Genomic DNA, 14425 nt, shown 5'->3' on the forward strand with positions numbered 1-14425 from the left:
GCGCTTCTGGTTCAATGTCGGGCCGCGCCGGGCGCCGCCGGCGGCAAGGAGCAACGTATGAAGATCCTGGTGGCATTGATCATCGCCACGCTGGTCTGGCTGGCCTTCTCACCCGTGCCGATCGAGCCCGTGGCCTGGGAACCACCACCCGCGCCGGCGCTCGAGGGACCATATGCGCCGAACGACCGCCTCGCAGAGGTGCGGCGCGTGGGCCGTGGCGTCGGCGCCGGGCCCGAGGACGTTGCCGTGACCGCGAACGGCACCGTCTACGTCGGCTACGAGGACGGTCGTATCGTCCGCTTCGTCCCCGGCCAGGGCGCACCCCGGCTGTTCGCCCAGACGGGCGGGCGGCCGCTCGGACTGGAGTTCGACGGCGAGGGCCGCCTGGTCGTCTGCGACGGCTACCAGGGGCTGTTGCGAATCAAGTCCGACGGGACCATCGAGGTGCTCGCCACCGAGGCCGACGGACTGCCCTTCGGCTTCACCAACGACCTGGATATCGCCGCCGACGGCACGATCTATTTCACCGACGCCTCGTGGAAGTTCGGCCCCGCCATGAAGGCGCGCGACGACATCCTCGAGCACGGCGGCAATGGGCGCCTGATGAAGTACGACCCGGCGACGGGCCGGGTCACGGTGCTGCTGGACGGCCTGCAGTTCGCCAACGGGGTGGCGCTGGCGCCGGACGGGCGCTCGGTGCTGGTGGCGCAGACCGGCAGCTACAACGTGTTGCGCTACTGGCTGGCCGGCGACCGCGCCGGCACGCACGAGGTGTTCTTCGACAACCTGCCCGGCATCCCGGACGGCCTCTCCAGCAATGGGCGCGACACTTACTGGCTGGCGCTGTTCACGGTACGCAATCCCGCCCTCGACGCGCTTGCCGGTTCACCCTGGCTGCGGAAACTCGTCTACCGCCTGCCACAGTTCCTGCAGCCCCAGCCGGCGCCACACGCCTTCGTGCTCGGCCTGTCGCTGGACGGCGAGGTGCTGCATAACCTGCAGCACGACAGCCCGGGCAGCTTCGCCCCGGTGACCAGCGTGACGGAAGCCGGCGGCCGCCTCTACCTCGGCAGCCTCACGCAGGACGCCTTCGGCGTCTACAAGTTGCCGGCCCCCTGAAAGCGCCTTTGATCGTCAGCCGCCGAAGAGGCCCGCGAACACGCCCTGGCGCCACAACACCAGCAGCAGCACGACCAGCGCGACGAGTAACAGCCAGGTCTTCCACGGCCGCTTCCGGTCGGCGAAGGGATCATGCAGGGATCGCTTCGACCCCGCAGGCAGCTCCGCCAGGCCGGTCAGGGACTCGCCGAAAGGCAGGTTGATCCTTGCCCGAGCGTTCACCGCCCAGCCATTGGCGTCCAGCAGCGGACCGAGGTTGCGCCGCCTGAGCGTGAGCCAGGCCAGCAGCATGGACGGCCCCGAGATGATCGCCACCATCGCGACCAGGACCAGCGGCAGCTGCCACCATGCCAGGCTGAACAGGCCGGCAATGGCGGCCGCGAGGGCGGTGCCGATGGCGCCCACGGCGAGGCCGATGGCGGCGAAAATACCCGCGAACTTGGCGATGTCGAAAGGCGGCGCAGCGGCCTGCCCGCCCTCGGCCTTGACGGCGGCACCGGCGACATTGGCCGCCGCCTTGTTTTCCATGTCCTTGTCGCGCGAGGCGGCGAACTTGCGCAGCTGGTTCTCGATCATCGCGCCGACGCGCCGGTAGGGCGACCAGAAGGCCTGGCGAATGCTGACCGGTTGCTCGACGACCTTCACCACGGTCGCCTTCCAGTCGACCCCCTCGCGATCGCAGAACATGCCGTTGCGCCCCGGCACCATGAGCTCGTCGACCTCGCCGCCGGTCAGCGCCGCGACGATCTCGATGGGGCCGGCGCCGGCACGCACGCAGCTGCAATAGACGAGGTAGCAGCCGCTGAACGGCGCCAGGCTGGCGTGCTTGGCCATGTCGGAGACACGCATGACGAGTTCGCAGCTGCGCTGGTCGAGGTACAGCGTGCCGGCCTGGAAGATGGCCTTCTTTTCGCCGCCGTAGAACTCGCTCAACGTGACGAAATTACGCAGCAGCGTGACCAGGTCGCGCTGGTAACGCACCAGCCGTTCTACGGCATCAATGTTCGCTGCGGACGCCTCCGCCCTGAGATCGCGCTCGATCAGCGCAGCAAGGCGCGTGCGGGTGTCGTCGGCCACGATCGTCTCGAGCTGCGCCAGCTCGATGTCGTGCACGGCCGTAGCGGGCCGGTCCGCCATCCAGGCGCGGTAGGCGTCGAACCTGGCGGACAGCTCAAGCCACGCCTCCAGGGTCAGCGTCTCGCGCGCGCCGAGCAGCGGTTGCACGACCTCGTCGTGCAACTGGGCGAGGTGTTCCGCCCACGCCGGGTTCATGCCCTCGGCCAGCGGCAGGGGCTTGTCGGCAACGATTTCCGCCAGCGGCAGCGCCGCGACCTCGGCATCGCCGACACCGATCACGCGCTCCCCGAGCATGCCGTAGACGGCCACCGGCGCGTTCAGGCCCTCTGCGGCACGCGGGTCGAAGGCCGCGAGGCGACAGCGGGCGAAGTAGTCATCGACCTTGGCGCGCACTGCCTCGAAGGCCTCTGCCGCCCCGGCCGTGGCATCGCCCAGCGGCAGGATGAGTTCGGCGGACTCGGCAGCCCGGTGGCGCCATGCCAGCACCGCCTCGGCCTCAGTGAAGAATGCTTCCAGGGTCTCGGCCGTGATGCCCGGTTCGCCGCTGCGATCCGGCACGCCGCCCTGGGTAGCGATGATGTCCCCGATGACCTGCGCCAGCCCCTCGTCGCCCGCAACGCCGGCAGGCACCACGCCGTCGCCGTTGACATGCTCGGGGGAGAACATCTTCGTCATGTCGGCGAAGTCCGGCACCGACAGCGCGCCGACGTCCGATTTGCCCAGGTAGCCGAGGATTTGCGTCGCCGCGGCCTTGAGGACGGCGCCCTCTTCATGACTGTCGTCGATGGCCTCGACCGGGAGCGCGCCGTCGCCGAACAGCGCCTGCGGGTCCTTCACCATGCGGCAGGCCCAGTCCACCGCGGCCACGATCTCGGGCACGCGAATCTGGCCGTCACCGTCGGTATCGAGCAGCGCCAGGGTGCGGGCGTCGAATTCCAGGCCGGTGGTGGGGCAGCTCAGCGCGGTCCAGAGCTTGGGGTCGAGCTCGGACAGGTGGCGCAGGTCCTCGCCCGTCTCGATCGCGACCTGGTCGAAACCGCCGCAACGGAAGAAGCGCCAGGCGTGCGTGCTGCCGGCATCGGTGTTGTTATTCGCCATCAATTACTCCCTGATGAAATCGAGCAGGTGCAACGACACGGTGATCACATGCAGCACCAAGAGCGCAATCATGCCCTGCGCCGCGAGGATGTGGTAGCCGCGCCAGGCCACCGCCTCGGGCGTGCCGGCCAGCGCCAGCCAGGCCACGCCGGTGAGCCCGGCCGCGAGCATGGCGAGCAGCAACAGGCCCTCGATGAGCGCGAACAGGCCGCCGCCCTCGGCGGTCGGCAACTCGCCGCGGAACAGGCCGCGCAGTTCCCGCGTCACTGGCGCCATGCGCCCCGAGAGCCAGGGGAGATAAACACGCCAGCCGCCGCCGCGAAAACAGGCGACGAGGTAGGTCAGCGCCAGCACGGTCGCCAGCAGGCCGAGGCCGAGGTGGGCGTAGTCGAGCCAGCCGGCGTTGCGCGGGATGCGGCGCAGCATGTGCACCCAGGGGCTGGTCAGCGCCAGCCAGGCCGCCAGCAGCGCGAGCCATAGATGCTGGCGCCGGCTGCCCTGCCCGCCCGCCGTGCTCATTGGCTCAGCGCGCCGCCGCGCCCGCCAGGTCGGCGAAGCGCTCGGCGAATCGCTCCACCTCTTCCCAGTTGGTGTATTCGGCCTTGGTCTGCGGGTCGGTCGGCCCCTTGGTCAGCCACATGATGAAGCGGATGACGTTGCGGTCGAAGGCGCTGTAGCGCTGGTAGTCGAGATCCCCGCCGAACACGCCCAGCAGCTTCGGCTGCCACGGACTCTTGGCGACGAAGGCCTTGGTGTAGGGGTTGGTCTCGGGCGTGTTCTTGTGCGGCTTGCGCGCCACCAGGTTGACCGAGAAGAAGGCGCTGGGCTTCGCCTCCAGCGCAGCCTTGTGGCGCGCGATGAACTCCATCACCGCCGGGTTGTGCTTGCCGTTGCGGATGGCCGCGCCGATCAGCACGGCGTCGTAAGCGGCCGGGTCCGCGGCCTCCGCCACGGGCAGCAGCTCCACGTCCAGGCCGCGCGCCTCGAGCGTGGCCTTGATGCGGTCGCTGATGCGGCGGGTGTGGCCGTAGACGCCGGAATAGAGCTGGAGAATCCTGGGCATCGCTGTCCATCCTGGGGCGTGACTGGCGCCAATTCTAGCGGATCGGCCCGCCCTGCTCGCCCGTATGTTCCACGACCGCCGCTCAGGCGGCGGCGCGACCCAGCATGCCTTCCGCGGACTCCACGCCCGCTGCGGCGTTCACGCCCTCGACGCCCGCCAGCGCCGTACCGAGCGCGCGCAGGCACAGGCGCACGTTGTCCGGCCGCGCGGCGTAGCCCATCAGGCCGATGCGCCAGGCCTTGCCCGCGAGCGCGCCGAGACCGCCGCCGATCTCCAAGTCGAACTCGGCCAGCAGCCGCTGGCGTACGGCCGCCTCGTCCACGCCGACGGGCACGCGCACGGCGTTGAGCTGCGGCAGCCGCCAGGGCGCCGCGACGATCAACTCCAGCCCCATGGCCTCGATGCCAGCAGCAAGGGCCTCGTGCATGCGCCGGTGGCGCGCCCAGCTCGCCTCCAGGCCCTCCTCCGCCAGCATCACCAGCGATTCGTGCAGGCCGTAGAGCGCGTTGATCGGCGCGGTGTGATGGTAGGCGCGCTTCGGCGTGGCGTCGCCACCGCCCCAGTAGCCCATCACCAGGTTGAGGTCGAGGAACCAGCTCTGCACCTTGTGCGTGCGGCTGCGGATGCGCTCTACCGCGCGTGGCGAAAAGCTCACGGGCGAGAGGCCCGGGGTACAGGACAGGCACTTCTGCGAGCCCGAGTACACGGCGTCCACGCCCCAGGCGTCGATCTCCACCGGGATGCCGCCCAGGGACGTCACGGCATCCATGATCACCAGGCAGCCGTATTCGTGCGCCAGGCGGCACAGCGTCTCGGCGTCCGAGCGCGCGCCGGTCGAGGTCTCGGCATGCACAAAGGCCAGCACGCTCGCCTCCGGGTGCGCCTTCAGCGCCAGTTCAACCTTGTCGACGTCCACGGGGTGGCCCCACGGGTCCTCGACCATGACGGCGGTGGCGCCGCAGCGCTCCACGTTCTCTTTCATGCGCCCGCCGAACACGCCGTTGATGCACACGATCACGGTGTCGCCCGGCTCCACCAGGTTGACGAAGGCCGCCTCCATGCCGGCCGAGCCCGGCCCGGAGACGGGAATGGTCAGCGGGTTGGTGGTACGGAAGGCGTACTGCAGGAGCTGCTTGAGCTCGTCCATCATCGCCACGAACTGCGGGTCGAGGTGCCCGATGGTCGGCCGCCCCAGCGCCTCGAGGACGCGCGGGTGGACGTCGGAGGGACCCGGCCCCATCAGGGTCCGGTGCGGCGGCTGGAAGGTCTTGAACTGCATCCTGCTCAGGCTCCATCGATCGAGTAATGCGGGCAGTATAATGCCGCCCATGAATACCTACCGCCACGCCGCCGTGCTGTTCGCGGCCACCACCCTCCTCGCCCTGCCCGCCACGGCCGACGATGCCGCGCTGCGCACCGCCATGGAGCCCGTCAACACCCGCGGCACCGAGGTCTTCACCTGGGACCTGGAGCAGAAGAAGAGCGGCTTTCGCGCCATGGAGGCGCTGTTCCCGGCCCGCGTCGTGAGCCGCGGCGCGACGCCCGCGCCACTGCCGGCCGGCGCACCGTTGGCAGCCTTCGAAGCCGGCGGTGCGCAGGCCGATCGGCTGGCCGGCTTCATCGCCGACGAATACGTCGCCGGACTGATCGTGGTCCACGACGGCACGGTGCGCCTGGAGCGCTACGGCCTCGGCCAGTCGCCCGACGATCGCTGGACGTCGTTCTCGGTGGCCAAGAGCATCACTTCGACCCTGGTCGGAGCCGCCATCCGCGACGGTCACATCGAGAGCCTGGACACGGAGATCACGCGCTACATCGACGAACTGGAGGGCACGGCCTACGACGGCGTGACCGTGCGCCAGCTGCTCACCATGACCTCGGGCGTGGCCTTCAACGAGGACTACGCCGATCCGGACTCCGACATCCGCCGCCTGTACCGCGAGCCGCCGGCGCCCGGCATCGACGCCTCGGTCGGCTTCATGCGCCACCAGCCGCGCGAGTTCGCCCCCGGCACGCAATGGCGCTACAAGACGCCGGAGACCAACCTCGCCGGCCTGCTCGTGATGAAGGCGACCGGCAAGCCGCTGGCCGAGTACCTGGCGGAAAAGATCTGGCAGCCCTACGGCATGGCGCGGGACGCGACCTGGCTGGTGGACCACGTCGGCAACGAGCAGGGCGGCTGCTGCCTGCAGGCAACGCTGCGCGACTATGCCCGCTTCGGCCAGTTCATCCTCGACGGTGCCCGTATCGACGGCGCGTCCATCCTGCCCGATGGCTGGCTGGACGCGGCGACCAGCACCCAGGCCGACACCGGTGTCCCCGGCGGCTACGGCTACCAGTGGTGGCCGCTGGGCGACGGCACTTTCCAGGCGCGCGGCATCTTCGGCCAGTTCATCCATGTCGATCCTGCTCGCCGCCTCGTGATCGCGATCTCGGCTGCATGGCCGGGACCGCGTGAACAGGAACGCCGCGCCGCGCAGGTACAGCTGGCGTACGAGATCGCCGCCGCCATCGACGCCGAATCCGGCACCTAGGCATGGCCGGCGCCAGCCTGCTCGCGCTGCTGGACGACATCGCCACGGTCCTCGACGACGTGGCGGTGCTGAGCAAGGTCGCGACCAAGAAAACTGCCGGCGTGCTGGGCGACGACCTGGCGCTGAACGCGCAGCAGCTGACCGGGATCCGCGCTGCGCGCGAGCTGCCCGTGGTGTGGGCCGTGGCCAAGGGCTCGCTGCTGAACAAGGCGATCCTCGTGCCCGCCGCGCTGGCGATCAGTGCAGTGGCGCCCTGGGCCGTGACGCCGCTGCTGATGCTCGGCGGGCTGTTCCTCTGCTACGAGGGCTTCGAGAAGGTGGCGCACAAGTTCCTGCACCGGCCGTCGGAGGACCAGGCCGAGCGTGAAGTGCTGGTGCGCGCCCTGGCCGATCCAAACATTGATCTCGTGGCGCTGGAGCGACAGAAGATCAAGGGCGCCATCCGCACCGACTTCATTCTCTCGGCCGAGATCATCGTGATCTCGCTCGGCATCGTCGCCGACGCCGCCTTCGGCACGCGCGTCGCCGTGATGGTGACCATCGCGCTGTTGATGACGGTCGGCGTCTACGGCCTGGTGGCGGCGATCGTGAAGCTGGACGACGTCGGCCTGTACCTGTCGCGCAAGGAAGGCTCGAGGGTCGCGACAGCGGCGGGGCACGGCATCATTCGCCTGGCGCCGTGGTTGATGAAGGGCCTGTCCATCGCCGGTACCGCCGCCATGTTCCTCGTCGGCGGCGGCATCATCGTGCACGGCATCGGGCCGCTGGCGCAGTGGGCGCACGTCATGGCCAACGTCCTCGGCGGCGCAGGGTTCCTGGCGCCGGCGCTGTTCAACGCGGTGGTGGGTATTACGGCCGGGGCGGTGGTACTGCTGGTGGTGACTGCCGTCCGACGACTGCGCGCGCCTCATGCCGATGCCTAGCCTTTCGGCTACCGAGACGGTCAACCTCGCTTGAAGCGCCCGGCCAGCCGCATGGCGGAACGAGAAAGCGTGCGGGCCAGCCAAGAGAACGTCGCGAAGACGGCGGCAAAAAACATCGGCAGGATGCCGCCGAAAGTGAACATCATCCCGAGCACGAACCCAAGGATGTACTCACCGCGATAGATCGGCAGCACCACACCGATCGCGAAGGGCGCGAGAACCAGGTAACGCTCGACACCGAAGGCGAAAGCGAACGACAGGGCAAAGATGCCGCCGTAGACCAGCGCGCCGCAAAATGCCGGCAGCGCGCGGCGGATGTTCGCGGGGATCAAGCCGTCGCCAAGCTCGTTGTGGGTTCCCCGACCCAGGACTCGGCCGGCCACGAACCACGCCAGCGCCGGCACCAGGACCAGGCCCCACCAATTCGAGATCGACGGCATGTCGGCACGGGCAAGGAAATGGTGGCTGACGACGCCGCCGCGCATCAACTCCCAACCGAGATGAAGTACAACCAGCGCGAAGACGCCTGATGTGACAGCCAACTGTGCCTGTTGGAATTTCGCTGTCGACAATGCAGGAGGCCTTCAGTCAATCACCCAGGCACCCGAGTCTACGCTGAAGTAATGCCGCGGGACGAGCGGAGCCCCGTCCCGCGGCATCTTCTGTTACAAGGCCTAAATCTCGAAGCGGAAGCCGGCGTAGAACATACGTTCGGCCGCGGGCTCGATGCCGTCGCTGCGGACGCGGCTGTAATAGTCCTCGTCAAGCAGGTTGTTGATGCCGCCGTACAGTGTCCACGACCTGTTCAGGCGGTACTCGCCGGTCAGGTCCAGGACCTCGTAGGCCGGCACCACGGCGTCGATCTGGGCGTCGCCCGTGCCTCGCGGCAGGTTGGAATCCTGCCAGTACTGCTCATCCACCAGGGTCGCGGTCAGCGTGAGCTTCAGGCGGTCGTTGTAGTACATCAGGCCCGTCCGGAACAGGTACTCAGGCGCAAAGGCCGGCGTATTGCCCACCAGGTCGGGGGTCACGCTGCGGGTGATCTCGGCATCCAGCAGCGAGCCGTTGATGAAGCCGACCAGGTGGCTGGGTGAGTTGCCGAGAGCGAAGAAATCGTACTCGGCGCTGAACTCCAGGCCCTGGTGGCGGGAATCGCCGCTGTTGACCCGCAGCACGTCGCTGACGTTGACCTGGATCTGCTCGATCTTGTCTTCGAACTCGATGCGGAACACGCTGACGTCCAGCACCAGGCCGGTGACCGGGCTGGTGCGCAGGCCGAGCTCGTAGTTCATGGCGGTGGAAATATCAGGCCCGTTTTCCGCCGCCAGCTCGGAACTCGGGTTGGCCAGGTCGTCGAAGCGCTGCGGCCGGTAGGACTCCGAAATGTTCGCGTACAGCTCCGTGACGTCGCCCAGACGGTACATGCCGCCGAGGCCGAACAGGAACTCGTTCTCCGTCTTGTCCACGTCGATCGGATCGCGCGACAGGCTGGGCTGTTTCACGTTCTCGAACAGGTCGTAGTTGACGCGCTCGAAGCGCATCGCCGGCGCCAGGCTCAGGTTGCCGAAGCGGAACAGGTTCTCGAGGAACACGGCGTTGTACGTGATCACCCGGTCCTGGTCGTACAACAGGTCCTCGGCAAGCTGCGCATTCGAGCGGATGTCCGAGCTGACGTGCCGGGTACGCGGGCTGTCCGTGCGATAGGCCGTCGTGCCGACCGTCAGGACATGGTCCTCACCCCAGCCGCGCGCGTAGCGCAGGTCAAGGCCGAGGGTCTTGAATTCCTGCTGGTCGATGTTGGTCGTGGCGGGCTCGTCGGCGGGATCGATGAAGGCGGACGAGCGCCGGCTGAAGCGGTCCTGGTAGGAATGCCAGAGCCGGCCATTCAGCGTCGCATCCTCGCTGAGCTTATGGTCGTAGCTGAGGGTGGCCATGAGCCGGTCGATTTCCACCCGGTTGAACGGCGTCTTGGTCAGGTCGCGGTTGGTCGCGAATTCCGCCGAAGTCAGCCGCCCTGCCTCGCCCGAGTCCGACTGGTAGAGATCGAGATCGAAGCCGATGCGAACGTCCTCGATGCCTTCGTAGGAGACGCCGAAGTACCCGGCATCGACGTCGTAGTCCTCATTCAGGCGCGGCCCGTCGGCCTGGCGATGATCGTAGCTCGCCAAAAGTCCCCAGGTGCCGTCGCCCCAGTTCGCCTGGTTGAACGTGCTGTAGAAGCCGTCGGTGCCGAAGCCGTGCTCGGTGGACGCTCCGAACTCGGCCTGCGCGTCGGCGCGGAAAGTCACGAAGTTGATGGTCGGACCGATCTGCGGCCCGTACAGCAGGCCGGAACCGCCGCGCACGAACTCCACCCGCTCGATGCGCTGTGCCGGCGGCAGGTAGTAGATCGTCGGGTAACCGAAGAGATCCGCCGCCAGGGGCACGGAATTCTGGAAGAAGGCCACGAACTCCGACTCGTGCGGATTGCCCAGGCCACGATAGTTCACGTTGAAGATGCTGGGGATTTTCTGCTCCGACACGAACAGGCCCGGCAAGCGCGCGAACATCAGGCGCAGGTTGGGCTCGACGAAGGTCGGCTGCGTTTCCAGGTCGATTGCCGTGGTCTTTTTCCCCGCAAAGACCATGCCCTCCTCGACGGACGGCAGGTTGTCCGGCAGCAGGGGATCCATGCGCTGGCTGCCCGACACTTCGAGCGGTGCAAGGTCCGCGGCGCGTTCCTTGTTGTTTTCATCGGCGAGCACTGCAGGCGAGCACAGCACCAGCGCCAGGCCGGCGGCGAGAGATTTGTTCGAGAGCATGGGATGGGTCCCCTTTGCGAATGACGCGCGAATACTAATGATTCGTATTTCGTCTTGCAATAGGGAAAACCACTACTCCCGGTTCAGGGCGGCAGAGCGTCAATGGGCAAGCTCGCCCCCACTTCGCCGCGCTCCCCCCGGCAGCTGCAGGTCCGCTCGGGCGCCGATCCACAAGCTGGAGAACAACAGCGTGTAGATGTGGCGCTTTTTCATCGCACACGAGAACAGGTCGAGACTACAGTTCTCGCTCAAGTCGCTGCACCGTCCGCACGCTGACATCCATCGGTTCGGCGAACTGATCCTGCGACCCGTGGCACGGCAACTCGCGAGCCGCCGGCGCGGGGAGAAATTACCAGCGATGCCCTGCCGCCAGTTCGAAGAATCCCGCCTCTCCAACCGCACGGTTCACCGTTGCGCCCGTGTCATCTTCGAGCCGGTGGCGGCGCTCGAACTCGAGCCCGGCTCGCGTGGTGAGGAAGAGCCCGCCCGAGGATTCCCAGCGCAGCGTCGCACCAGCCCGCCACGCCCGCACCTCGTAGTCGAAGGCGGCTTCGTCGCGTTCGTCGCTGACCACGTGCCAGCGGGCCCCGGCAGGCGCCACCTCCCCGCCCACGGCGAAGCCGCGGCCCACCTCGAGCATGGCCCGCGTCACCGGCCAGCCGAGTTCCATCCGCATGCCGTGGTGCTCTCGCAGCAGCGCGAATAGCGGGTAGGCCTGCTCAGCGCCGAAGGCGTCGTCGTAAGCGATGCCCGCGCGCCAGCCCCAGCGCGCGCCCTGGGGCTCACGCTGGCGCAGCACCCGACCGTGCCACATGAAGTCATCCGAACTGCCGCGCGACCAGAGCTCCTTGAAGACGTTGGACGAGGTCGCCACGACCGGCCTGAACTCGGCCTCCCAGGCCGTCGGCGCCAAGCCGCGCCAGGTGAGCGGGACCTCCACCCGGTGCAGGTCGCGGTTGCGGGTCGGCAGTCCGGAATACTCGTAGCGCTGGTAGGCGTAGTCCAGCGCCCAGCGGAACTGGCCCTCGCCCGCCGGGATCGCCGGGCCGCGGACCGCAAGACGGTTCTCGCTGCCGCTCAGGCGCGCGTCGCCGAAGTCCGCAGTGGCGAGCGCGCCACGGGTGAACTCGAACTCAAGCGTCGCGCCGGGGGCGCCAAGCGCCAGCCCAGGCGCGGCCACTGCGAGCAGCAACCCGGCTAGATGCGGCCCCACACGCTGACCTCGGCGAGGCTGTTCACGCAGCCGCTCCATAACGCGACTTCAACTGGGATCCTTGGACGGCGCGGGGGTCAGGAGGTTCTCCCCGGGCGTCCAGGATTTGCGCGCCTGCTCCTTGATGTCCCCGGCCTCGCTCTGCAGGCCCGCTTCGGCTCGGGTCGCAACGGTTTCGGGCTCGGCGCTCGGCTTCGCCGCGGCTGCGACTGCCGCCTCGGCAGGCCCCTCGCTTTCGATCATGCGCACCGGCACCCCGTAAGGGAAGGTGACCTCGCGCGCCTCGTCCGGGAGGGAGATTCCCTCGTCCTGGAAGGCCCGCTTGACCAGCCGAATGACGGACGACTTCACTTTCGCCCAGCTGTGCCGGGTGCCATCGAGCCAGAAATAAACCCGCAGGTTGACGGTGGACGATCCAAGGTTCTCTACGAGCACCAGGGGCTCCGGCTCAGCCAGGACGACCGGGTGCTCAGCGAGCACTTTCAGGACGATGTCCTGGGCATGGGAGATGGAATCTTCGTAGCCGATCCCGACGATGAAGTCCTCGCGGCGATTGGGATTGCTCGTGAAGTTGCGGATGGTGCTCTTGAAGACGGTCGCATTGGGCACTTGCACCTGGTTACCGTCGAGTGTCAGCAGGACAGTGGTGCGCGAAGTCAGTCGCTGGACGTAACCCGTGACAGCAGCCACCTCGACCAGGTCGCCCTCCCGAAACGGTTGCTGCAGGCTGAGAAACAAGCTGGCGAGAAAATTCTCGGTGATGTCGCGGAAAGCGATGCCCAGCGCCAGGCCGATCAGGCCCGTGCCGCCCACCACCGTGAACGCGAGCTGCGTGAGGCCGGCGATGCGCAGCACCAGGTAGACGCCGAAAAGCATCACGAGTATGCCGCCGCCCCGGGCGAGGACTTCGCGCAGCAGCGGGCTGAGAGCGCGCGCTTGCAGCCGGCGACGCAGGAGATACACGGTCAAGCGGGCCAGGATCCAGGAAATCGCGGTGACGACCACGGCCACCACGATCAGCGGCAGCATGCGCACGAAGTTGCGCGCCAAATCGTTCAACACCTGGAAGGCTGGATCGAAGTTCCAAACCGCGCCCGGGGTCACCTCGACCTGGTTGACGACGGCGACCACGCCCTCGGTGTTTTTCGCCAGGTCTCCGGCCCATTGCCTGGCGTCATCGCTCTGTGTCGTGCCTTGCAGGAAAACGATGCCGTCCTGGACGCTGACCTCGGGCGCGCCGAACCAGCCGGTCGTCGCGAGAATGTCCGTTATTCGTTGCCTGATCTCGTCATCCCTGGCGACGGGTTGGATCTCGACTTTGCCCGGGGACTCCGGATTGCCTTCAAGTGCTTTGGCCGGTACCGGCTGTTCCGCTCCAGGGCCGGGCTGTTGGGCCGCAACCGAGGTGAACGCAAAGAGGGCAACGCACAGGACTGCGGCCCAGGTCAGTCGGGCCGGTCGCCACCAGGCCACACATCTGTCGTCCATTAGCGCTTGTCCGTCCGCCCGCGAGGTTGATGACCGTACCGAGTCGATACTACATCTTAGGCCATGCCCGCACCGGGACGCAGCCGGCCCTGCACCGCGCGGGCGAAACGCCCCGCCGCCTCCGGGTCGTGAGCGAGGAACATCAGCGGCTCGAAGACCTCGAGCTCCATGAGCAGAAACTGCCCGTCCTTCACCACACCGTCGACGCGCGCATAGACCGGCAGCGACGGCGCCGCCAGGGCACAGGCGCGTGCCTGCTCCACCAGCGCCGGCTCGACCTCGATGCGCTCGGTGGTGCCGCCGAAGCGGAATTGCACCCGGTAGTCGCCCGGCTTCGGCCGCTTGCGAACGGCGTGGCTGAATATGCCGTCGAAGAACAGCAGCGACAACTCGCCGTCCAGAATCTCTGGCAGGAAAGGCTGCACCATCAGCCCCCGGTCGGCGAGCGTCTCGTCGATCTCTTGCTGGTAAGCTGTCGCGTCATCGACACGGAAGCGATGCGTGCGATAGGCGCCGCCCGAGACGGTCGGCTTCACCACGATCTCGTCCCAGCCGCGCGACTGGGCCACCACCGCGACATCGGCCTGCTCGCCGCGGCCGATGAAGATGGTCGGCACCAGTGGCACGCCACACGCCTCAAGGTCCAGCAGGTAGTTCTTGTCGTAGTTCCAGTCGAGGATGTCGCCGGCGTTACACATCAGCACCCTGCTGGCGATGCGCGCATCGAGCCACGCGCGAAACTCCGCCGCGCGCTCGAAGTAGTCCCACGGCGTACGGATTACCAGCGCGTCGAAGGCCGTCCAGTCGATGGCCGGGTCGTCCCAGATCGCCGGCACCGGGTTGATGCCGAGCTCTTCGAGTGCCCGGGCGAGCAGGAGGTCGTCTTCGAAGAGACTGGGATAGGCGGTACAGGTGACCAGGGCGACGCGTGGCGGGGTCGTGTTCATGAGCAAGTCAGTGCGCGGAAAAACGAACAGGAAGTCTCTGCGCGGCACCTTGCCGCCATGGAAACCCACGAGAAAATGCTCAGGCGAGCCTGGTCCTTCTTGGTCTTGATGAGAATCTCGATTTCCTTGCCTTCAATCACTTCCTGCTCCTCCTGCGCCCAT

12 protein-coding genes are annotated in these 14425 nt (G+C 67.6%); 3 read left to right on the top strand and 9 right to left on the bottom strand.

Going from position 1 to position 14425, the window contains the following annotated elements; genetic code table 11:
* Window positions 1-57 precede the first annotated feature (57 nt).
* On the top strand, window positions 58-1119 hold the full coding sequence (locus G8346_RS07660) for an SMP-30/gluconolactonase/LRE family protein (RefSeq protein WP_166049864.1): 1062 nt from the start codon (window positions 58-60) through the stop codon (window positions 1117-1119).
* 15 nt (window positions 1120-1134) lie between these two features.
* On the opposite strand, the gene G8346_RS07665 is transcribed toward G8346_RS07660, so the two are convergent.
* From G8346_RS07665 to G8346_RS07680, 4 genes are all read right to left on the bottom strand, one after another.
* Window positions 1135-3294: a hypothetical protein gene (locus tag G8346_RS07665; RefSeq protein ID WP_166049866.1), complete on the bottom strand. Its 2160-nt coding sequence runs from the start codon at window positions 3292-3294 to the stop codon at window positions 1135-1137.
* 3 nt (window positions 3295-3297) lie between these two features.
* Entirely contained in the window at window positions 3298-3813 is a 516-nt protein-coding gene (locus G8346_RS07670; RefSeq protein ID WP_166049868.1) for a cytochrome b/b6 domain-containing protein, read from the bottom strand.
* 4 nt (window positions 3814-3817) lie between these two features.
* Window positions 3818-4357: a menaquinone-dependent protoporphyrinogen IX dehydrogenase gene (gene hemG / locus G8346_RS07675; RefSeq protein ID WP_166049870.1), complete on the bottom strand. Its 540-nt coding sequence runs from the start codon at window positions 4355-4357 to the stop codon at window positions 3818-3820.
* 82 nt (window positions 4358-4439) lie between these two features.
* On the bottom strand, window positions 4440-5636 hold the full coding sequence (locus tag G8346_RS07680; RefSeq protein WP_166049872.1) for an alanine--glyoxylate aminotransferase family protein: 1197 nt from the start codon (window positions 5634-5636) through the stop codon (window positions 4440-4442).
* A 49-nt stretch (window positions 5637-5685) separates the two neighbouring features.
* On the opposite strand from G8346_RS07680, the gene G8346_RS07685 reads away from it, so the two are divergent.
* Window positions 5686-6891 (top strand): serine hydrolase, encoded by a 1206-nt coding sequence (locus G8346_RS07685; RefSeq protein WP_206202641.1) that lies wholly within the window; start codon window positions 5686-5688, stop codon window positions 6889-6891.
* A 2-nt stretch (window positions 6892-6893) separates the two neighbouring features.
* Window positions 6894-7814 carry a DUF808 domain-containing protein gene (locus G8346_RS07690; RefSeq protein ID WP_166049874.1) on the top strand — a complete coding sequence of 307 codons (921 nt, stop codon included), beginning with the start codon at window positions 6894-6896 and terminating at the stop codon, window positions 7812-7814.
* 20 nt (window positions 7815-7834) lie between these two features.
* On the opposite strand, the gene G8346_RS07695 is transcribed toward G8346_RS07690, so the two are convergent.
* The 5 genes from G8346_RS07695 to G8346_RS07715 all read right to left on the bottom strand — a co-directional run bounded on the left by G8346_RS07695 (window position 7835) and on the right by G8346_RS07715 (window position 14263).
* The gene (locus G8346_RS07695) at window positions 7835-8386 is read right to left on the bottom strand and encodes a hypothetical protein (protein WP_166049876.1); all 552 of its coding nucleotides are present in this window, start codon (window positions 8384-8386) and stop codon (window positions 7835-7837) included.
* Between the two features lie 102 nt (window positions 8387-8488).
* The gene (locus G8346_RS07700; RefSeq protein WP_166049878.1) at window positions 8489-10615 is read right to left on the bottom strand and encodes a TonB-dependent receptor; all 2127 of its coding nucleotides are present in this window, start codon (window positions 10613-10615) and stop codon (window positions 8489-8491) included.
* A gap of 349 nt (window positions 10616-10964) precedes the next feature.
* The gene (locus tag G8346_RS07705) at window positions 10965-11828 is read right to left on the bottom strand and encodes a hypothetical protein (protein WP_166049880.1); all 864 of its coding nucleotides are present in this window, start codon (window positions 11826-11828) and stop codon (window positions 10965-10967) included.
* Window positions 11829-11876: 48 nt separating this feature from the next.
* Window positions 11877-13316 carry a mechanosensitive ion channel family protein gene (locus G8346_RS07710; protein WP_166049882.1) on the bottom strand — a complete coding sequence of 480 codons (1440 nt, stop codon included), beginning with the start codon at window positions 13314-13316 and terminating at the stop codon, window positions 11877-11879.
* A 56-nt stretch (window positions 13317-13372) separates the two neighbouring features.
* Window positions 13373-14263 (bottom strand): RimK family alpha-L-glutamate ligase, encoded by an 891-nt coding sequence (locus tag G8346_RS07715; protein ID WP_166049884.1) that lies wholly within the window; start codon window positions 14261-14263, stop codon window positions 13373-13375.
* Between the last annotated feature and the right edge of the window lie 162 nt (window positions 14264-14425).

This window comes from Thioalkalivibrio sp. XN279 (assembly GCF_011089885.1).
Lineage (GTDB): Bacteria > Pseudomonadota > Gammaproteobacteria > Steroidobacterales > XN24 > XN24.

Coding starts and splice junctions, on each gene's coding strand:
- G8346_RS07660 (WP_166049864.1), top strand. CDS start 58: ATGAAGATCCTGGTGGCATTGATCATCGCCACGCTGGTCTGGCTGGCC.
- G8346_RS07665 (WP_166049866.1), bottom strand. CDS start 3,294: ATGGCGAATAACAACACCGATGCCGGCAGCACGCACGCCTGGCGCTTC.
- G8346_RS07670 (WP_166049868.1), bottom strand. CDS start 3,813: ATGAGCACGGCGGGCGGGCAGGGCAGCCGGCGCCAGCATCTATGGCTC.
- hemG (WP_166049870.1), bottom strand. CDS start 4,357: ATGCCCAGGATTCTCCAGCTCTATTCCGGCGTCTACGGCCACACCCGC.
- G8346_RS07680 (WP_166049872.1), bottom strand. CDS start 5,636: ATGCAGTTCAAGACCTTCCAGCCGCCGCACCGGACCCTGATGGGGCCG.
- G8346_RS07685 (WP_206202641.1), top strand. CDS start 5,686: ATGAATACCTACCGCCACGCCGCCGTGCTGTTCGCGGCCACCACCCTC.
- G8346_RS07690 (WP_166049874.1), top strand. CDS start 6,894: ATGGCCGGCGCCAGCCTGCTCGCGCTGCTGGACGACATCGCCACGGTC.
- G8346_RS07700 (WP_166049878.1), bottom strand. CDS start 10,615: ATGCTCTCGAACAAATCTCTCGCCGCCGGCCTGGCGCTGGTGCTGTGC.
- G8346_RS07710 (WP_166049882.1), bottom strand. CDS start 13,316: ATGGACGACAGATGTGTGGCCTGGTGGCGACCGGCCCGACTGACCTGG.
- G8346_RS07715 (WP_166049884.1), bottom strand. CDS start 14,263: ATGAACACGACCCCGCCACGCGTCGCCCTGGTCACCTGTACCGCCTAT.